Source organism: Modicisalibacter sp. 'Wilcox' (assembly GCF_010993675.1).
GTDB lineage: Bacteria > Pseudomonadota > Gammaproteobacteria > Pseudomonadales > Halomonadaceae > Modicisalibacter > Modicisalibacter tunisiensis.
The window spans coordinates 181,813-199,630 of the sequence record NZ_WNXF01000006.1 but is presented as its reverse complement, the minus strand read 5'-3'; the positions used below and the strand labels follow the sequence as shown (position 1 = coordinate 199,630).

Genomic DNA, 17,818 nt, shown 5'->3' with positions numbered 1-17,818 from the left:
TCCTTTGTGACGATCTCTCGGGCAGAGCGGCTAGTAGCCCAGGGCTCGACTGGCGTCGACCTGCTCGCGCAGCTCCTTGCCCGGCTTGAAGTGTGGCACGAACTTGCCATCCAAATCGACCGGGTCGCCGGTCTTGGGATTGCGGCCGATGCGGGGTTCACGGTAGTGAAGCGAGAAGCTGCCGAAGCCGCGGATCTCGACCCGTCCGCCATCGGCCAGGGCAGTGGTGATGTCGTCGAGGATGATCCGTACGGCGGCTTCGACTTCCTTGATCGACAGCTCCGGCTGTCGCATGGCGATCTGCTCGATCAATTCTGATTTGGTCATCGGTCGTCTCCACACGGCTGACCCGCCTGCGGGCGTGTCTTTTTGTTTTTGTCAGCATACTCGGCAAGTCGTGAGAAAACAACGCACTAGCCATGTCAGGCCGCGCCGTTCCGGCGGCCCCGGCGCATGTCGTCCGTGCACCGCCTCGGGTATACTGCCCGGACATTCCACCCTGTCAAAGCGAGGTTTTCCCGGTGAGTGAAGCGTCCACGCTGAAACGTCTCTACTGGCACTCACGGCGCGGCATGTGGGAGCTGGACCTGCTGCTGCTGCCGTTCCTCGAGCATCGCTACGCCGCGCTGGAGGCGGCGGACCAGCAGGCCTACCAGGCCCTGATCGAGTGCGAGGACCAGGACCTGTTCGTGTGGCTGATGCGTCGAGAGTGGCCCGAGGAGCCGGCGCTGCGGCGTGTCGTCAAGATGATCGTCGAGTATGCGGAAACAACCGGTAACGATCAGTATCGCACCCTCTAGGCTGTCGCGGCTGCTGGCGGCCGTGCTGGCCGGCGCTGTGGTGACGCTGGCGGCCTGCTATGGGCCACCCTGGCTGGCGTTGCTGGCGGCGCCGGGCCTGGCTGCGGGCCTGTGGCTCGAATGGCGCCGCGCGGACGCCCGGCAGTTGCGCTGGGTGCCGGGCCCGGGGCGTGGCTGGCAGCAATACCGGGCCGGACACTGGGAAACCGTGCGGGTGGCGAGCTTCTATCTCGGGCCCTGGCTGCTGGGGGTGCGCATCGGCGGGCGCCGCTGCTGGGTCTGGCCCGACAGCACCGACGCGCGCCAGCGCTGGCAGCTGCGGCGCTTGCTGCTATGGGCGCCGGATCAGGCGTGAACGGGATGGCCGGGCCGGCCCCGGCAGGTGGGCCGGACAGTCCCGGTTGTAATGCAGCCCGCGGGATTCGCGCCGCTGCCGGGCCGCCTCCAGCAGCAGCGCGGCCAGGCTCAGGGCCTGCTGCAGCCGGGTGGCGGCGACACTCGGCGGGCGGTCCTGCCAGAGTGGCGCGTATTGCTTTTCCAGCGCGTCGACAGCGGCGCTGCCCGCTGCAAGCCCGGCGTCGCTGCGCACGATGCCGGCGGCCTCGCTCATGATCTCGCGCAGTGCCATGAGTCCCTCGTCGGCCTGCTCGTCCGGCAGGGGGGGCAGGGCCTGCCAGCGCGGCACGACCGGTTCCCGCCGCGGCGTGGCGTCCGCGCGGCGCAGGGCCGCGGCGGCCGCGCGGGCGAAGACTAGGCATTCCAGCAGTGAGTTGCTGGCCATGCGGTTGGCGCCGTGCAGCCCGGTGCAGGCGACCTCGCCGATCGCGTAGAGATGGGGCACGTCGCTGGCGCCGTCGAGGTCGGTGGCCACGCCGCCGCAGCTGTAATGGGCGGCCGGTACCACGGGGATCGGCTCACGGGTGATGTCCAGCCCCCGGGCGCGGCAGTGGGCGAGGATGGTCGGGAAGTGGTGGGCGATGCGTTCCGCGGGCAGGTGGGTGATGTCGAGCAGCACGTGGCTGGCGCGGGTGCGCTGCATTTCCGCGTGGATGGCCCGGGCGACGATGTCGCGGGGCGCGAGTTCGGCGCGGGCGTCGTAGTCCACCATGAAGGCCCGGCCGTGGATGTCGCGCAGGCGTCCGCCCTCGCCGCGTACCGCCTCGCTGATCAGGAAGGCCTCGCCCTGCGGGTCGTACAGGCAGGTGGGGTGGAACTGCTGGAATTCCAGGTTGGCGAGGGTCGCGCCGAGCCGGGCGGCCATGGCCATGCCTTCGCCGCAGGTCGGTGCCGGGCTGGTGGTATGCCGGAACAGGCCGCTGGCGCCACCGGTGGCCAGCACGACGTCGCGGGCGACAAGCAGCTCGTGGTCGTCCTCGGCCGTCAGGCACAGGGCGCCCCGGCAGGCGCCGCGGTCGTCGGCGACCAGCTCCAGGGCCTGACGGTCGTCGAGCAGGCGAATGCGCGGGTCGTCGGCGACCCGCGCCAGCAGGGTCTGCACCAGTGCCTGACCGGTGGCGTCGGCGGCATGGATGATGCGTCGCGTTCCGTGCCCGCCCTCGCGGGTCAGGTGGAAGGGGTAGGGAGCCTGCGGCGAGGTGTCCGGCGTGAAGGGCACGCCCATCGCCACCAGCCACTCGATGGCCGCCGTACTGTGGGTCACCGTGAAGCGCACGGCGCGTTCGTCGCACAGGCCGTCACCGGCGATCAGGGTGTCCTGCACATGGTCGTCCACGGCGTCGCGGGGATCGAGCACGGCGGCGATACCGCCCTGGGCCCAGCGGCTGGCGCCGATATCGTCGCCGGCCGGGCGCAGCAGCGTGACGTGGCGGTGCCCGGCCAGCTCGAGGGCCAGGGTCAGGCCGGCGGCGCCACCGCCGATCACGAGGACGTCATGCTCACTGCGCGTCATTGGGCTCCTTCCTTTTTCCATTGTCGAGATCCGAACCGGTGGCCAGGCGCCGTGCATCGCTGATCAGGGTATGCCGGCTGGCACGGCGGCGCAGGCGCTGGCTGGGCAGCCGGGGCAGGCCGGCCAGGTGATGGCTGAGCTCCTGCGTGAGCCGGGCCAGTTCGCGATTGAGCCACAGGTAGCCGCTGGGACTGAAGAGCATGCGTCCGTCGACGCCGCGTGCGGCGATCGCCTGGGGGGCGTAGCGATCCAGGTCGAAGCGGGGCACCTGCAGCTCGATGGGCTGCCCGGTGCGGATCTGGAAGGCCAGGGTGCCCATCGTGCGGGCCAGATGGTGCTGTTCCTCGCGAAGGCCATGCATGGCATCGATACGCTCGTGCCCCTCCCGCGTTGTCCAGTGGGTTTCCAGCAGCAGCTCGGCCGTGGAGAGCACGCGGCGCTCCAGCGCCAGAATCGCCTCCAGGGCGTCGCGACGCAACCGGCGTTCGCGGTGAATGGCGTCGACCAGGCCACGCTGCTTGACCAGCTGTGCCGTGGTCGTCTTGAGCAGTTCGCGGGTGTCGACATCGATGGCGGCGGCGCTGGCGGTGTGGGCATGGTAGAGGCGGGCCAGCTTGTCGAGGTTGTCGGCCAGCAGGAAGCGGAAGACGTCGGTGGCCTTCTGGGGCAGCACCGTCAGGGTGATGACGATGCCGATCAGCGTGCCCAGCAGCACATTGGCCGCCCGCCACAGGCCGACGCTCAGCTCGTGCTCGCCGTTGCCGACCACCAGCAGCAGGGTGATGCCGAACATCAGGGCGCTGTAGCCGTAGCGGGTGGCGAAGGTGGCGTGGGTGGCGACGGCGATGCCGATCAGGGTCCAGGCGGGAATCACCCCGGGCGGCGGGTCGGGGATCAGGATGAGCGTGATGCCCCAGACAGCGCCGAGCAGGGTGCCGAGCAGGCGCTGCAGCCCCTTGTCCAGCACGCCGCCGATATGCGGCAGGTTGCCCATGACCATCAGGGCGCTGACCAGCGCCCAGCTGCCGTGGGGCAGTTGCAGGCCCTCGATGAGCGCATAGGTGACGACCAGCGCCAGGCTGGTGCGCAGCACGTGCAGGCGATGGCGATGATGATAGTTGAAGTAGGGGTCGCGAAGGCGCAGCGCCATCATGGCTCACTCCCTGGGTGAAGCGTGCTCGACGGGCCAAGGGCGATGCGGGACAGGTCTGGGGTCGAGCCGGAGATCGACGGCTTGCAGGAGCGGGGCGCCTCGGGCAAGTCGGTCACTGACAGGCCTGGTGCCCGGAGCCGGGCTCGAACCGGCACGGTGTTGCCACCGAGGGATTTTAAGTCCCTTGCGTCTACCAATTTCGCCATCCGGGCGTGACAAGCGGATTCGAATTGCCGGTGATGGGAAGGGGGAAATGGAGGCTGGAGTCGGAATCGAACCGGCGTACACGGAGTTGCAGTCCGCTGCATAACCACTCTGCCATCCAGCCTCATGAGTCGCGTCGTCTCTTGCCGAAGCAAGAAATGGAGCGGGAAACGAGATCGATCGGGCCGGCGTTCCGGCTCGCGACCTGCGTCATTCCACTCTCCCACCGGGGTGGGAATCTGGAGCGGGAAACGAGATTCGAACTCGCGACCCTCGCCTTGGCAAGGCGATGCTCTACCACTGAGCTATTCCCGCTTGACTCGAGAGCGAATTATACGGATAAGTGCGTGACTGTCAAACGATTATTGCCCGCTACAGTGAACGAGTGAGTTCCGGCCAGGCGGCGCGCAGGTATTGCAGCATCGACCACAGCGTGAGCAGGGCGGCCAGGTACAGCGTGACCGTGCCGATATCGGCGATCCCGGTGCCGGGAGGCGTGGCCAGCAGCAGCAGCAGCGCGACCATCTGCAGGGTGGTCTTGATCTTGCCGATCCAGGAGACGGCCACGCTGGCCCGCTTGCCCATCTCGGCCATCCATTCCCGCAGCGCGGAGATGACGATCTCGCGGCCGATGATCACCAGGGCGGGCAGGGTCAGCAGGACGCTGTCGAAGCGCTCGATCAGCAGCGCCAGGGCCACGGCCACCATGACCTTGTCCGCCACCGGGTCCAGGAAGGCGCCGAACGGCGTGCTCTGGTCCCAGCGCCGGGCGAGAAAACCGTCCAGCCAGTCGGTCACCGCCGCCAGGGCGAAGAGCGCGGCGGTGACCGTGTAGCTCCAGGCGAAGGGCAGGTAGAACAGGATCACCAGCAGGGGGATGAACACGATTCGCGCCAGGGTGAGAAGATTGGGTATGTTCATCGCTACGCCGAGATCCCTTGCCGGTAACTGGAGGGCTTCATTGTAACCGTCGGCCGTGGCTTCATCCATGCAGCGCCTGATGAATCGCCGTGGCCAGCTGCGCGCTGATGCCCGGGACCCGGGCGAGCTCCTCGCGGGTCGCCTGGCGCACCCCCTGCAGGCCGCCGAAGAAGCGCAGCAGTTCACGGCGGCGCTTGGGGCCGACGCCGGGAATGTCCTGCAGGGTCGAGGTGCGGCGCGCCTTGTCGCGACGCTGGCGGTGGCCGGTGATGGCGAAGCGGTGCGCCTCGTCGCGGACGTGCTGGATCAGATGCAGCGCCGGGGCGTTGCCTTCCAGTGTCAGGGTGTGATCGACGGTTTCCAGGAACAGGGTCTCGAGCCCCGGCTTGCGGGTGGTGCCCTTGGCGACGCCGATCAGGCGTACCCCGACTACCCCGAGGGTCTCGAACACCTCGCGAGCCATGTTGAGCTGCCCCTTGCCGCCATCCACCAGCAGGATGTCGGGTGACTTGCCTTCTCCCTTGCGCAGCCGCTTGAAGCGGCGCTCCAGCGCCTGGCGCATGGCCGCGTAATCGTCGCCGGCGGCCACGCCCTCGATGTTGAAGCGCCGGTAATCCGACTTGACCGGGCCGTCGCGATCGAACACCACGCAGGACGCCACGGTGGCCTCGCCGTGGCTGTGGCTGATGTCGAAGCACTCGATGCGCTCGGGGAGGGCATCCATCGTCAGGGCGTCCTGCAGGGACTCGAAGCGACGGGTGAGCTGGGTGCGGTTGGCCAGTTCGGTGGCCAGGTGCTGTTCGGCATTGGTGCGGGCCAGCTGCAGCCACTGGGCGCGATGGCCGCGGACCTGATGGGCGAGGCGGACCTGCCGGCCGGCCTGCCGGGCGAGCGCCGACTGCAGCAGTTCGGCATCCGGCAGCGGGTGGCTGGTGAGCACCTCCCGTGGCAGGTCGCGGCCCTGGCCGAGATAGTACTGGCTGACGAATTCGCCGAGCAGGGCTTCCTCGGCGAGATCCAGGCCGTTGTCCGGCGCATGGTGGCGGGCGCCGAGCACCCGCCCCTGGCGCACCGTGAGGACGCTGATGCACAGTCCCCCCGGGCGCTGGGCGAGGGCGAAGATATCGGCGTCGCCGCTGCCGGTGTCGACGATCTGGCGTTCCTGCAGGCGTCGCAGCTGCTGGATCTGGTCGCGCAGGCGGGCCGCTTCCTCGAAGTCCAGCGTGCGGCTGGCTTCTTCCATGTCGCGGGTCAGCTGCTGCGTGACCTGCTCGCTCTTGCCCTCGAGGCACAGGATGGCGTTTTCCAGGTCGCGGCGATAGCCGCTTTCGCTGATGTAGTCGACGCAGGGCGCACTGCAGCGATGAATCTGGTACTGCAGGCAGGGGCGGTCGCGGTGGGCGAAGACGCTGTCCTCGCAGTTGCGGATGCGGAAGATCTTCTGCATCAGCGCCAGGCTCTCGCGCACCGCCGTCGAGCTGGGGAAGGGCCCCAGGTAGCGGCCATCGTTGCGCTTCTGGCGTGCCCGCTTGAACTCCAGCGCCGGGAAGGGGTGGCGATCGCTGGCGAAGACGTAGGGGTAGGACTTGTCGTCGCGCAGCAGGATGTTGTAGGGCGGGCGCAGCTCCTTGATCAGCGTCTGCTCGAGCAGCAGGGCCTCGGTCTCGCTGCGGGTGATGGTGACCTGAATGTCGGCGATGCGTGCCACCAGGGCCTGGGTCTTGGCGTTGAGTGCGCCGCGAAAGTAGCTCGCCAGACGCGCCTTGAGCCGCTTGGCCTTGCCGACGTAGAGCACGTTGCGCTCCGCGTCGAGCATGCGGTAGATCCCCGGCGATTCACTGACGGTCTTCAGAAAGTGCTTGGCGTCGAAACTCATGCCGGCTCGCTTCACCGATGACGGAAAGCCTCGAGGATAACAGACTCGGCCCGAGCCGGAGGATCAGTCGGGCAGCTGGTAACCGTCGATCAGGCCGAAGCGCAGGCCCAGGTGGGTCAGCTCCACATCGGAGTGCACGCCGAGCTTCTCGAAGATCCGATAGCGGTAGGTGTTGACCGTCTTGGGGCTCAGGAAGAGGCTGTCGGAAATGTCGCTGACCTTGTGGCAGTTGACGATCATCATGGCCACCTGCAGCTCGCGGCTCGACAGCTGGTCGAAGGGGTTCTCCTGATTGTCGAGCCGGGCGAGCACCAGGCGCTGGGCGATTTCCGAACTGATGTAACGCTGCCCGGCCTGCACGCCGTGAATCGCGCGCACCATTTCCTCGAGTTCCGTGCCCTTGCTGATGAAGCCGCTGGCGCCGGCCTCCAGCAGCCGCTGGGCGAAGGTGTCCTCGAGGTAGGCGGTCAACACGATCACCTTGATGTCGGACATGCCGCGGGCGATCTTCCGGGTGGCCTCCAGGCCGCCGATGCCCGGCATGCGGATGTCCATCAGCACGATGTCCGGGCGCAGCCGGCGCGCCTGGCTGATGGCGTCCTCGCCATCCGCGGCTTCGCCGATGACACTCAGGCCGTCTTCGGCATCGAGCATGTGGGCGATACTGGTGCGAACCAGGTGATGGTCGTCTGCAACTAGAACCCTGATCAAGTGTGCTCCTGACATCCCTCGGCAAGGACGGGGCGAGCTTGGCGTCGCCATTGCGTGGCTCTCAGTTTACTGGGAACTAATGTTTGGATGCTAGCGATTCGAGTCCGTGAAATCGCTTGACGGCATCGCTCGATGTTCGTAAGATACGCCCCGTTGTCGCACGGCAGGTGCAGGTTGAAGCACCCGAAGCGCAACAACGATGGGGCCTTAGCTCAGCTGGGAGAGCGCAACACTGGCAGTGTTGAGGTCAGCGGTTCGATCCCGCTAGGCTCCACCAACGAATTTACGAAAAGCCGCCCGCTCCTTGCCTGGAGCGGGCGGCTTTTCTGTATAGGCCCTCCCTCTGCTTGGCGCAGCCGGGCCGGTCGGGAAGCGGGCCGGTTGCCCCTTGTACCACTCTTGTATGAGAGCGAAAAATCACTATCCTGTGAGAGTCGACGATCAACGGAATCGATCGTCATTCGCCCTTCAGCCCTCGACGGGGCCGAAGGTGTCATCTGGCAGGAGGCCATATGTTCAATCGCAGTCGCCAAGTCACATGCCCCCATTGCAGTGAAACCAATTTCTGGAAGGGGAATCCCGGCCCGACGGACGAATTGTACTGTCGCGGCTGTGACGGTTTCGTCACCCTCTACGACGACTATATCCGTGACGCCATCCATCAGGAGGCGGAACGTGTGCTGGCCCGGTTCACCGAAGCCAGCACGGCGGAGGATCTTGCTCATCTCAAGGAAGTGCTCACCGAGCCCGAACGGCGCCTGAGCGCCTGATCGATCTGGCCGGCCACGGCCTCTCAGTCACTTCCGCCGGGAGGGACGGCTTCGTCTTCGCGTCGAACGAAAGCCGACCGCCATGTCACCCTCGCGGGCTGCCGCCCGGGGTGACATGGACTTGGTATTCATGCGCAAGGCGCACGATATTGGGGATAGGAACGCCCCCGTGCCATCGACGACGGTTGAGGCCTGCTCTCATGTGCGGTCGCTTCGCGCTCTACAGCTCCCCTTCCAGGCTCGCCCGGGGTCTCGGTGTGCCGCTGAGCGAGCGCGAGCTGACCCGACCGCGAGTCGATCCGTCATATCGTCCATCACCTGCCCGTCGATGCATTGACCATTTGGGCGGTGAGCAAGCGCGTCGGTTCGCCGAAGAACGAGGGCGAAGGACTATCAATCCGGCGTAAGACGCTAATGCTTATGTTGGTGAGCATTTACATGATGGACATCGTCACGGCTACTTTGCGCTGCCCGTCCAAGGGTCAACCTGAACGATGTGGTTATTCCAGCCCGTTTCTCCTTTTTTCGCCCCACGTCCTCCGTGGGGCTTTGTCTACTTGCAGCCCGACTGATGCCACCTGGGCCATGGGGCCCTGTCGATGACGACGTGTCGCCGTTGAAGCTGCGTAGTGGAGGGGCTGAAGGGATGGGTAACAAAGCAACACTGCCGGAAAGCGTTTTGTAACCTCATGCGCTTTGTCTCCCGCTATCTTGAGGAGGCTCATCCCCTTGTCCCGCTGGGATCCCCCCTCCCTTGAGGAGGGGGTTTTTCATTCAAGCATGCTCTTTCCCTCAGTCTTGCCCATACGAGCGTTAAATCGGGTCAATGTGCTCGTGCCATTTCCCGGCTAGTCTTGTATCAGGCATGGCATCCAGGGATGGGACATCCAGGGAGCATTGACCAGGGGAAGCACTGGCGAGGGTGCTGGTGGAAGTTGTCCAGGAACGTAAACTATTGGCCCGGCCTCTTGGCCGGGCTTTGTTTTGCCCGGTGATCGATCAGGACGGCCCCGGACTGGGGAGGGCAGCCGTCAGGGTGGGGTTAAGCTGGTCGGTCAGCTTCATAGGGTCGAAGGCGGAGATCTCCAGCAGCCGGTCGAGATCCAGGATCTGAATGTCCTTTCGGGTCTTGCGCAACAGGCCCTGGTTTTCCATTTCGCTCAGGGTCCGACTGACATGCACCTTGGTCATGCCAAGTAGCTTGCCAAAGTCACTCTGAAGTAGCGGCACGGCGAAGTTCCTGTGAACAGATTCGTCCACGCGCTTAAGGCGATAGTACAGCTCGAGTACGAAGTGAGCGATTTTTGCCCTGGCATCGTGGCGGAGAATGTTGACCAGCCGTTTGCTGATGATGACCTGCTGCCGGGCGGCAGCGGCATGGATGGCCAGGGTCAGTGAAGGGGAGCGCTGGTAGATGTCGAGCAAGCGCTCGGCGGGGAAGGGGCAGACGACCCCAGAGGTCAGCATGACGACGTCGGTCGAGTGTGCTGGGAAGGTGAGTTCGCGAATCCCCATCAAGTCGCCGGGGAGGAAGATATCCAGTACTTGCTCCTCGCCACTCTCGGACCGGTGCATGCTGTAGGCCCAGCCGCGGCGCAGGGTGTACAGGGTGTCAGGTCGCTCCGAGGCTTTCCAGAGTTGTTGGCCCTTGGCAACCGGCTGGGGTGTCTGCTCCAAAGTGGCCAGCAGGCGCTTGTCGGTCTCGGATAGCTCGAGGAAGTGCATGAGGTTGTCTGTGACACAGACCTCTTGGGGAGCTGTTGCCATGTGGGCCTCCATTCCGTGGGGCCACGGTGTGCGGGATAGTGAAGGGGCAGAGGCTTTGAGTCGCGATGCCAGGTAGTGAAACTGTTTCCTTACCTTGAACCCCAAATGAGTCAAAGGCAAACCCATCAACCCAAATTGCCTATTCCCCGCTACTGATAACCCATGTTGTCTTTGCGCGGAGAAAAAGGCGCGTAACGCGGCTTCAGGCATGGATGCCTGACAGGGAAGAACGGAAAGAGGAAGCCCGAATCGCCAGGGAGGCACGAGCAGGAAGCTCGTGGTGAGCTAGCAAGGAAACGCAGCGATTGAAGGCCCGTGCCTGGAAGAGGGCGGGCCTTCTCTCTGAGGGGCTGGCGAGCCTTTGTCACCAGCAGTTCATCCCCTCGTGCCGTCCACCTCGGCGTGCGGTGCGCACGGCGCCGAGATGCCCTGTAGTTCGAGAACGATGCGCTCGAGGAAGACGCTGAAGCGGCGCCGGATGGGCCCGGGGCCTCGGTTTGGCCTGGGGCTCGGGACCACCGACCCCCCCCATCGTGTGAATGCGTCCGCGTCACGCGAGCATTCTCGCGTGTTCGAGCAAAACGCGGGGACTCGACGGGGACTGAAGTTTACAGGATCTGCGGGAGCGAATGGCCTGGGAATGCGGCCTGCAGTCAGATCAGTGGTGCGGATGGGGAGACTCGAACTCCCACGCCTCTCGGCACTAGAACCTAAATCTAGCGTGTCTACCAATTCCACCACATCCGCAGGGGGAAAGACGCCCGTATTGTACGGATGTCCGACGTCGAGTCAATGTGCCTCGCCGGGCAGGCGCAGGTAGCGGGCGGCAACCTCCGGCCCGTGCTCCTCGGCGGCGTCGATCCAGGGCACGTGCCCCAGGCAGGGGGCGTCCAGGTGATGGGCGAGCATCGCCAGGGTGTCCTCGGTTTCCGCGTACTCGGGATCGATGTGGTTGCCCACCCAGCCGGCCAGGCGCAGGCCGTCGGCACGAATCGCCTCGGCGCTCAGGCGCGCATGGTTGATGCAGCCCAGGCGCAGGCCGACGACCAGGATCACCGGCAACGCGAGCACTCGGGCGATCTCGCCGAGGTCTTCCTGCCGGTTGAGCGGCACCCGCCAGCCGCCGGCGCCCTCGACCAGGCCGAACTGGCGCGGTGATGCCTGCAATTGCCGGATGTGGGCGATCAGGCGGGATGCCTCCAGCGTCATGCCCGCCTCGCGGGCGGCCAGGTGCGGCGCCACGGCCGGCTCCAGGGCGATCGGGTTGACCTCGCTGTAGTCGACGGCGGGCGCGCTGTAGCGTTGCAGCCACAGGGCGTCGCGATTGCGCAACCCCTGAGCCGTGCGCACGCTGCCCGAGGCCACGGGCTTGATGCCGCGGGTGGTCAGCCCCTGCGCACGGGCGCGGGCCAGCAGGCCGGCGCTGACCAGGGTCTTGCCGGTGTCGGTGTCGGTTCCGGTGACGAAATGCAGGCTCATGGGGTGTTCCGTGGCGGCTGGGTGAGTTCGAGGGTGAGGCAGTGGTAGGTCACCGGCAGCCCGGCGGCCTCGCGGTGACGCTCGAAGCGGGCCCGGGCGCGGACCAGGTCGGCGCGGCCGAGGCGCGCGCCGGGACGGGCCACCTGGGCGCCGACGCCCTTGATCGAGGCCATGACCGCGTCCAGGTCCGGGTAGTGAAAGCGCGCCACCCGGGGTGTGAGATGACCGTGCAGGCCGGCACGGCGGATCAGCGCCCGGTAGCAGGCGGCGGAAACGAAGGGCTCCACGGCGGCGCGGCGGTCGGGGTGCGACCAGGCATCGGCAACCTCCGCCAGCGTGCCCGGCCCCAGGGTGTTGATCAGCGCCACGCCGCCCGGGGCCAGCACGCGATGCAGCTCGGCGAACAGGGCCGGGAGGTTCCGGCACCACTGGATGGCCAGGTTGGAGAACACCAGGTCGAGGGCACCATCGGCCAGCGGCAGGCGGGTGGCATCGGCGCACAGCCAGTGCGCGTCGCGGGCATGACGGTGGCGAGCCTCGGCGAGCATGCCGAAGGCCAGGTCGATGCCCAGTGCCGGGCGGCCGTAACGGGCCGTCAGGCGCTGCGTCCAGTCGCCGGGGCCGCAACCGAGATCGACGATGCGCGAGGCTGTGCTCGGCAGGCGCTGCCAGAGATGCTCGCCGAGCTGGGCCTGGGCAAGGGCACGGCGGGTATAGTGGGGGGCGGCACGGCCGAAGGCACGGGCGACGCGTCGCCGCCAGTCCCGGTCATGCGCGGTGTTCGGCGTGTCGGTGAGTGCGGCGGTCATGCGGTGGCCCCCGTGGCAAGCAGGGCGCGGGCGGTGGCGACGAGCGTGCGGGCCAGGCGCTCGGGCACGGCGAGCTGCGGGCAGTGGCCGGTACCGGGCAGCACCTCGGCCTCGCTCAGGGCCGCGGCATCGAACAGCGGATCGTGCTCGCCGATCAGCGTAGCGTTTGGGCAGCCGCTGCGTGCGAGCGGCCCCGTCGTCTCCAGGGTGGCCAGCCAGGCAAGGCCGGCGTCGAGGGTCGCGGTGTCCGCCGGGGGGCGGGGGCCGATCAGTCGCGTCAGGGCCTGGAGCGCTTGGTCGGGTTGCGCCTCGCCACCCAGCTGGCGCGCCAGAAAGCCTTGCCGGATGGCCTCGGGATCGCGCCGGAAGGCACGCCGGAAGGCGCGCAGCTCGGCGACGGACACCCGGCAGCCGGGGGCGTCGGTGAAACGCTCGGCCATGCCCAGCCGAATCAGCCCGCGCGGGGTCGGCAGGTGGTCGAGCAGGGCGGCGGCGAGCAGGGCGCCGAGCGACCAGCCGACCCAGACGGCCTCCGCCGGCCGCGTCCCGCGCATCGCCTCGGCCAGCGCCGCGAGGTCATTCGCCCGCTCGAGCCCCGGGCTGGCGCGGTAGCCGGGCCAGTCCGGCGTGATGACCTCGATCCCGTCGGGCCAGTACGGGGCCAGCGGCTGCCAGATGCGCGCATCGATTCCCCAGCCGGAAAGCAGCACCAGCTTCATGACGCCTCCTCGGCGGCGAGCGCGGCCAGGCGGTCGAGCAGCTCATCCAGGGTGGCGCGGTCATGGGCGGCGCTGAGGGTGATGCGCAGCCGGGCCTGGCCACGGGGCACGGTGGGCGGGCGGATCGCGCCGACCAGAAAGCCCTGTTCGTGCAGCCGCCGGGCCCAGTGCAGGGTGCGCGTGCTGTCGCCGAGCCGTACCGGCTGAATGGGCGTGGCCGAGGGCAGCAGCGGCAGGCCGAGTGCGGCGCCCCGGGTCTGCCAGTGAGTGATCAGGGCCTGCAGGTGGCGGCGCCGCTCGGGCTCCGCCGCGAGGATGTCGAGGGCCCGCAGGGTGGCGCAGGCCACGCCCGGTGGCTGGGCGGTGGTATAGATGTAGGGGCGGGCGAGCTGGGTCAGGGCGTCGATCAGCAGGTCGTCGCCGGCCACGAAGGCCCCGGCGCTGCCCAGCGCCTTGCCCAGGGTGCCGACCAGCACCGGCACCGCATCGACAGGGTGTCGGCACCCCACGCTGCCATCGCCGTGCTCGCCGAGCACGCCGATGCCGTGGGCGTCGTCGATCACCAGCGCGGCTTCGTGGCGGCGAGCGACGTCGGCGAGCCCACCGATATCGGCCACGTCGCCATCCATGCTGAAGACCCCGTCGCTGACGATCAGGCGGGGTGAATCGGCCGGGGCACGCGCCAGCAGGCGTTCCAGATCGGCGAGGTCCGCATGATGGAAGCGCCGCGAGCGCGCGCCGGCGAGGGCCGCGCCGTCCAGCAGCGAGGCGTGGTTGAGGCGGTCCTGGAAGACGCGGGCCCCGTCGCCGAGCACCTGCAGCACGGCCAGGTTGGCCATGTAGCCGGTCGAGAACAGCAGCGCCCGGGGGCGCCCGGTCAGCGCGGCGAGGCGTTCCTCGAGGGCATGATGGGGCGGCAGGTGGCCGCACACCAGGTGCGAGGCGCGGCCACCGCTGCCGTGGCGGTGTGCGCCCTCGGCCTGAGCCTCGGCGAGGCGCGGGTCGCGGGCCAGGCCGAGGTAGTCGTTGCCGGCGAAGTCGTGCAGGCGGCGCCCGCTCCCGATCAGGCCGGCGTCACCCGCGGGGCGGTACAGTGCCCGATCGCGCCACAGCGACTTGGCGCGCCGCGTCTCGAGTCGATGGGCGAGGGTCTCGCGCCACATCTCAGGCGCTCCGGGCCGCCGCGTCGTAGTAGAGGGCGGATGGCGCCGGGCGTGCGGCGGCCACGGCGCCGTGCTCGGCATCGTCGGTGATGTCACGGGTTTCCGGGTGCAGGCCCAGGCGCTCGAACAGCCGGTGGTCGCGGTCGGCCTCCGGGTTCTCGGTGGTCAGCAGCCGGTCGCCGTAGAAGATCGAGTTGGCGCCCGCCAGGAAGGCCAGGGCCTGGGTGGCGTCGTCCATCTGTTCGCGGCCCGCGGACAAGCGCACGTGGCTCCGCGGCATCAGGAGGCGCGCCACCGCGATGGCACGCACGAAGTCGAACGGGTCCAGGTCGTCGGCGTTCTCCAGCGGTGTGCCGGGCACCTTGACCAGCTGGTTGATGGGCACCGATTCGGGGTGCGGGTCGAGATTGGCGAGCTGCTGGAGCAGGCCGGCGCGATCGCGAGGCGCTTCCCCCATGCCGAGGATACCGCCGCTGCAGATCTTCATGCCGGCGTCGCGCACATGGGCCAGGGTATCGAGACGGTCGGCGTAGGTGCGGGTGGTGATGATCTCGCCGTAGTAGTCCGGCGAGGTGTCGAGATTGTGGTTGTAGTAGTCGAGACCCGCCTCGGCCAGCCGGGCGGCCTGGGCATCGTCGAGCATGCCCAGCGTCATGCAGGTCTCGAGCCCCAGCGCCTTGACCCGACGGACCATTTCCAGCACCACGTCCAGATCGCGCTCCCGGGGGCTGCGCCAGGCCGCGCCCATGCAGAATCGGCTGGCCCCGGCGTCACGGGCGGCCCGGGCCTGCTCCACCACCTTCTCGATCTCGAGCAGTTTTTCCTTGCCGAGCCCGGTGTTGTAGTGGCCGGACTGCGGGCAGTACTTGCAGTCCTCGGGGCAGGCGCCGGTCTTGATCGACAGCAGTGTCGAGACCTGCACGGCATTGGCGTCGAAATGCGCCCGATGCACCTGCTGGGCGTGGAACAGCAGATCGTTGAAGGGCAGGGCGAACAGGGCCTCGATCTCGTCGAGCCGCCAGTCGTGACGTGGAGTCGGGGAGGACGGTACGCTCATGTCAGGTTCGGCTTCCTGTGGTTAACATGGTGTCTTTGCATAAGTTGACTGTGATGATAGGGCGAGCGCGCCGCCTGTCAACCTCGTTTTCGGCGAGGGTTGACCGCGGGCTGCGCACGACGCTGCCCGGCGGCTGCGCCTTCTGCCTGGGGCCCTGCCCGCCGCAGGCACCCTGGTGCGAGGCCTGCCTGGCGGCGCTGCCGTGGAATCGGCCTGCCTGCCGGCGCTGCGCCGAGCCCTTGCCGCCCGGTGCGCCGGACTGGTGCGGGCGCTGCCTGAGTTCGCCGCCGGCCTTCGACGGCGCGCGGGTGGGGCTGCGCTACGAGTCGGAGGTCGCCGCCCTGTTGCAGCGCTTCAAGTTCGCCGCCGACCCGCGGGCCGGCACCCTGCTGGTGGCATTGATGGCCCGGGAGCTGGCGACGCTGGACGCGGCCGAGCGCCCCGAGCTGCTGATCGCCCTGCCGCGGCACCGGCGGCGGGCCCGCGAGGCGGGGCTGGATACCGGGCCGTGGCTGACCGCGCGCCTGGCGCGGACGCTGGGCCTGCCGTGGTATACCCCTCAGCGGCGGCGCGATACCCCGACCCAGCGCGGGCTCGACCGACGCGCGCGGCGGCGCAATCTGCGCGATGCCTTCGTCGTCGGGCGCGAGCTGCCGGCCCGGGTGGCGCTGGTCGACGACGTGATGACCACCGGCGCCTCGCTGGGTGCGCTGGCCGAGGTCTGCCGCGAGGCGGGGGCCCAGCACGTGGAGGCCTGGGCGGCGGCGCGCACCCCGCTGGCGGGTGGGCGCTAACGAGCCGGTGTCCGGTCTGCTAGCATGCCCCTCATCAACGGCCAAGGATGCGCACATGACTGCCAATCTGCACCCCTTCGACACCCTGTCCCCCCAGCGCATCGTCGCGGCCGTGGAGTCGCTGGGCCTGATGCTGCCCGGCGAGCCGTTCGCGCTGAACAGCTACGAGAACCGTGTCTTCCAGTTCCGGGACGATGAAGGCCGGCGCTGGGTGGCCAAGTTCTACCGCCCGCAGCGCTGGAGCGACGCCCAGATTCGCGAGGAGCACGCCTTCCTTCAGGAACTGGCGGATGCGGCGGTGCCCGTGGCGGCACCGTGGCGGGATGATGCCGGCGAGACCCTGCACACCCATGCCGGCTTCCGGTTTGCGCTGTTTCCGCAGGTAGTCGGGCAGGCGCCGGAACTCGAGAATCCCGAGCACCTGTTCGCGCTGGGCGAGCTGATTGGTCGGCTGCATGCGGTGTCGAGCCGTCGGCCCTTCGTCGAGCGGCCGACGCTGAACCCGGCCGAGCGCGTGGCATACAGTCGCGAACAGGTGCTGGCCGGCGCCTGGCTGAACCGGCGTCAGCGTCAGGCCTACCTGCGCATCAGCGAGGCGCTGGAGCCGCTGCTCGTCGCGCACGCCTGGCCGGCCCGCTCGCTGATCCGCGTGCACGGCGACTGCCATCTGGGCAATATCCTGGGCCGCGACGCCGAGTTCACCCTGGTCGACTTCGACGACTGCGGCATGGCACCGGCGGTGCAGGATCTGTGGATGATGCTGACCGCTCAGAGCGACCCGGAATGGCGGGCCCAGCTGTCGGAACTGCTCGAGGGCTACGAGCAATACCACGACTTCGACCGGCGCGAGCTCGAGTGGATCGAAACGCTGCGCACCCTGCGTCTGATGCGCCACAGCGCCTGGCTGGTGGCGCGCTGGGCGGATCCGGCCTTCCCGCGTGCCTTTCCCTGGGTGGCCAGCGAGGATTACTGGGACCAGCACATTCGCACGCTGGAGCAGCAGCGTCTGGCCCTGGAGGGCGGGCGCTGGCTGGCCTGAGCCGGGCGGCGACCTTTGGCTATTGGTGTCCGGCCGGCAAAGCGCTTAGCATGAAGGACGCCCCAGCGTAAGGGAGAAGGCCTTGGACGGCGAGATCATCGCGTTCGACGATGCAGCACAGGAAGGGACCATCGAGACGCCGGATGGCCAGCGTTATGACTTCGGCCTGGCGGACTGGCGCGGACGCGGACTTCCCGGCCCGGGCACTGCCGTGCGTTTCGATCCCCGGGGCCAGCGTGCGCGCCAGGTCCTCAACCGTCCCGAACCCCAGCGCCGAGCCCGGCCGTGCCCCCCGGCGGCCCGTTCCGGCGCCGAGACCCCCCGTCATGCCAATGCCGCCATCGCCGCCGTGGTGGTGGCCCTGCTGGGCCTGTTTTTCGATGTGCTGGCGCCGCTGTTCGGCGCCGTCGCGGTCCTGTTCGCCCTGTTCGGCCTGTATCAGATTCGTCGCTCCCCCGAGCGCTACAGGGGGCGGCTCTTCTGCTGGGTGGCCATCGGCCTGGCGGCGGTGGTGACGCTGCTCTCCGGGCTGCTCGCGACCGCACCGGCGCCCCCCGCCAGTGCCCATGTCAACGTCATGCCCGGCGACACGGCCGGGCGGCAGTCATCGGCGATCGCTTCCCGGTCGTCGCAAGGATAAGGAGAGC

Annotated in this window: 18 protein-coding genes and 5 tRNA genes; 7 read left to right on the top strand and 16 right to left on the bottom strand. The window is 68.3% G+C overall.

Features of this window, described 5'->3' with window-relative positions; translation table 11 throughout:
* Positions 1-30 precede the first annotated feature (30 nt).
* A complete protein-coding gene (locus G7A98_RS07985) occupies positions 31-342 on the bottom strand; it encodes an integration host factor subunit beta (RefSeq protein WP_276207485.1) in 312 nt (103 codons plus the stop codon).
* Positions 343-572: 230 nt separating this feature from the next.
* On the opposite strand from G7A98_RS07985, the gene G7A98_RS16700 reads away from it, so the two are divergent.
* Complete coding sequence (locus G7A98_RS16700; RefSeq protein ID WP_240464706.1) at positions 573-800, top strand: succinate dehydrogenase assembly factor 2; 228 nt, start codon at positions 573-575, stop codon at positions 798-800.
* Complete coding sequence (locus G7A98_RS07975; protein ID WP_163649123.1) at positions 760-1,155, top strand: hypothetical protein; 396 nt, start codon at positions 760-762, stop codon at positions 1,153-1,155. The genes G7A98_RS16700 and G7A98_RS07975 overlap by 41 nt, the downstream gene beginning before the upstream one ends.
* On the opposite strand, the gene nadB is transcribed toward G7A98_RS07975, so the two are convergent.
* The 8 genes from nadB to uvrY all read right to left on the bottom strand — a co-directional run bounded on the left by nadB (position 1,132) and on the right by uvrY (position 7,574).
* Positions 1,132-2,709: an L-aspartate oxidase gene (gene nadB, locus G7A98_RS07970; protein WP_163649122.1), complete on the bottom strand. Its 1,578-nt coding sequence runs from the start codon at positions 2,707-2,709 to the stop codon at positions 1,132-1,134. The genes G7A98_RS07975 and nadB overlap by 24 nt on opposite strands.
* A complete protein-coding gene (locus tag G7A98_RS07965) occupies positions 2,696-3,862 on the bottom strand; it encodes an FUSC family protein (RefSeq protein ID WP_163649121.1) in 1,167 nt (388 codons plus the stop codon). The genes nadB and G7A98_RS07965 overlap by 14 nt, the downstream gene beginning before the upstream one ends.
* Before the next feature lie 125 nt (positions 3,863-3,987).
* Positions 3,988-4,074, bottom strand: a tRNA-Leu gene (locus tag G7A98_RS07960).
* A gap of 42 nt (positions 4,075-4,116) precedes the next feature.
* Positions 4,117-4,190: transfer RNA gene (locus G7A98_RS07955), tRNA-Cys, on the bottom strand.
* Between the two features lie 116 nt (positions 4,191-4,306).
* Positions 4,307-4,381: transfer RNA gene (locus G7A98_RS07950), tRNA-Gly, on the bottom strand.
* Positions 4,382-4,438: 57 nt separating this feature from the next.
* Positions 4,439-4,987: a CDP-diacylglycerol--glycerol-3-phosphate 3-phosphatidyltransferase gene (gene pgsA, locus G7A98_RS07945; RefSeq protein WP_163649120.1), complete on the bottom strand. Its 549-nt coding sequence runs from the start codon at positions 4,985-4,987 to the stop codon at positions 4,439-4,441.
* A gap of 61 nt (positions 4,988-5,048) precedes the next feature.
* Positions 5,049-6,863: an excinuclease ABC subunit UvrC gene (uvrC, locus tag G7A98_RS07940; protein WP_163649119.1), complete on the bottom strand. Its 1,815-nt coding sequence runs from the start codon at positions 6,861-6,863 to the stop codon at positions 5,049-5,051.
* A 63-nt stretch (positions 6,864-6,926) separates the two neighbouring features.
* Positions 6,927-7,574, bottom strand: a complete 648-nt coding sequence (uvrY, locus tag G7A98_RS07935) for a UvrY/SirA/GacA family response regulator transcription factor (RefSeq protein ID WP_163649118.1) — start codon at positions 7,572-7,574, stop codon at positions 6,927-6,929.
* A 201-nt stretch (positions 7,575-7,775) separates the two neighbouring features.
* Between uvrY and G7A98_RS07930 the strand changes: the two genes are divergently transcribed.
* Positions 7,776-7,851 (top strand) — tRNA-Ala (locus G7A98_RS07930).
* A 235-nt stretch (positions 7,852-8,086) separates the two neighbouring features.
* On the top strand, positions 8,087-8,344 hold the full coding sequence (locus G7A98_RS07925; protein WP_163649117.1) for a hypothetical protein: 258 nt from the start codon (positions 8,087-8,089) through the stop codon (positions 8,342-8,344).
* A 999-nt stretch (positions 8,345-9,343) separates the two neighbouring features.
* Here G7A98_RS07925 and G7A98_RS07920 read toward each other — a convergent pair.
* From G7A98_RS07920 to bioB, 7 genes are all read right to left on the bottom strand, one after another.
* Positions 9,344-10,111: a Crp/Fnr family transcriptional regulator gene (locus G7A98_RS07920; RefSeq protein WP_163649116.1), complete on the bottom strand. Its 768-nt coding sequence runs from the start codon at positions 10,109-10,111 to the stop codon at positions 9,344-9,346.
* Between the two features lie 662 nt (positions 10,112-10,773).
* Positions 10,774-10,858 (bottom strand) — tRNA-Leu (locus tag G7A98_RS07915).
* A gap of 42 nt (positions 10,859-10,900) precedes the next feature.
* Positions 10,901-11,590, bottom strand: a complete 690-nt coding sequence (gene bioD, locus G7A98_RS07910; RefSeq protein WP_163649115.1) for a dethiobiotin synthase — start codon at positions 11,588-11,590, stop codon at positions 10,901-10,903.
* Entirely contained in the window at positions 11,587-12,399 is an 813-nt protein-coding gene (locus tag G7A98_RS07905; RefSeq protein ID WP_163649114.1) for a methyltransferase domain-containing protein, read from the bottom strand. The genes bioD and G7A98_RS07905 overlap by 4 nt, the downstream gene beginning before the upstream one ends.
* The gene (locus G7A98_RS07900; RefSeq protein ID WP_163649113.1) at positions 12,396-13,118 is read right to left on the bottom strand and encodes an alpha/beta fold hydrolase; all 723 of its coding nucleotides are present in this window, start codon (positions 13,116-13,118) and stop codon (positions 12,396-12,398) included. Before G7A98_RS07900 ends, G7A98_RS07905 begins: the two co-directional genes overlap by 4 nt.
* Positions 13,115-14,281, bottom strand: a complete 1,167-nt coding sequence (locus tag G7A98_RS07895) for an 8-amino-7-oxononanoate synthase (protein WP_163649112.1) — start codon at positions 14,279-14,281, stop codon at positions 13,115-13,117. Before G7A98_RS07895 ends, G7A98_RS07900 begins: the two co-directional genes overlap by 4 nt.
* A 1-nt stretch (position 14,282) precedes the next feature.
* Positions 14,283-15,338: a biotin synthase BioB gene (bioB, locus tag G7A98_RS07890; protein WP_163649111.1), complete on the bottom strand. Its 1,056-nt coding sequence runs from the start codon at positions 15,336-15,338 to the stop codon at positions 14,283-14,285.
* A gap of 53 nt (positions 15,339-15,391) precedes the next feature.
* Between bioB and G7A98_RS07885 the strand changes: the two genes are divergently transcribed.
* The 3 genes from G7A98_RS07885 (at position 15,392) to G7A98_RS07875 (ending at position 17,811) form a co-directional block, all read left to right on the top strand.
* Entirely contained in the window at positions 15,392-16,132 is a 741-nt protein-coding gene (locus G7A98_RS07885; RefSeq protein WP_240464702.1) for a ComF family protein, read from the top strand.
* A 55-nt stretch (positions 16,133-16,187) separates the two neighbouring features.
* Positions 16,188-17,171 carry a serine/threonine protein kinase gene (locus G7A98_RS07880; RefSeq protein ID WP_163649110.1) on the top strand — a complete coding sequence of 328 codons (984 nt, stop codon included), beginning with the start codon at positions 16,188-16,190 and terminating at the stop codon, positions 17,169-17,171.
* 82 nt (positions 17,172-17,253) lie between these two features.
* A complete protein-coding gene (locus tag G7A98_RS07875) occupies positions 17,254-17,811 on the top strand; it encodes a DUF4190 domain-containing protein (RefSeq protein WP_163649109.1) in 558 nt (185 codons plus the stop codon).
* Positions 17,812-17,818: the final 7 nt, after the last annotated feature.

Coding starts and splice junctions, on each gene's coding strand:
- nadB (WP_163649122.1), bottom strand. CDS start 2,709: ATGACGCGCAGTGAGCATGACGTCCTCGTGATCGGCGGTGGCGCCGCC.
- bioD (WP_163649115.1), bottom strand. CDS start 11,590: ATGAGCCTGCATTTCGTCACCGGAACCGACACCGACACCGGCAAGACC.
- G7A98_RS07920 (WP_163649116.1), bottom strand. CDS start 10,111: ATGGCAACAGCTCCCCAAGAGGTCTGTGTCACAGACAACCTCATGCAC.
- G7A98_RS07905 (WP_163649114.1), bottom strand. CDS start 12,399: ATGACCGCCGCACTCACCGACACGCCGAACACCGCGCATGACCGGGAC.
- G7A98_RS07895 (WP_163649112.1), bottom strand. CDS start 14,281: ATGTGGCGCGAGACCCTCGCCCATCGACTCGAGACGCGGCGCGCCAAG.
- G7A98_RS07965 (WP_163649121.1), bottom strand. CDS start 3,862: ATGATGGCGCTGCGCCTTCGCGACCCCTACTTCAACTATCATCATCGC.
- G7A98_RS07900 (WP_163649113.1), bottom strand. CDS start 13,118: ATGAAGCTGGTGCTGCTTTCCGGCTGGGGAATCGATGCGCGCATCTGG.
- uvrC (WP_163649119.1), bottom strand. CDS start 6,863: ATGAGTTTCGACGCCAAGCACTTTCTGAAGACCGTCAGTGAATCGCCG.
- pgsA (WP_163649120.1), bottom strand. CDS start 4,987: ATGAACATACCCAATCTTCTCACCCTGGCGCGAATCGTGTTCATCCCC.
- G7A98_RS16700 (WP_240464706.1), top strand. CDS start 573: ATGTGGGAGCTGGACCTGCTGCTGCTGCCGTTCCTCGAGCATCGCTAC.
- G7A98_RS07975 (WP_163649123.1), top strand. CDS start 760: ATGCGGAAACAACCGGTAACGATCAGTATCGCACCCTCTAGGCTGTCG.
- G7A98_RS07880 (WP_163649110.1), top strand. CDS start 16,188: ATGACTGCCAATCTGCACCCCTTCGACACCCTGTCCCCCCAGCGCATC.
- G7A98_RS07885 (WP_240464702.1), top strand. CDS start 15,392: ATGATAGGGCGAGCGCGCCGCCTGTCAACCTCGTTTTCGGCGAGGGTT.
- G7A98_RS07925 (WP_163649117.1), top strand. CDS start 8,087: ATGTTCAATCGCAGTCGCCAAGTCACATGCCCCCATTGCAGTGAAACC.
- bioB (WP_163649111.1), bottom strand. CDS start 15,338: ATGAGCGTACCGTCCTCCCCGACTCCACGTCACGACTGGCGGCTCGAC.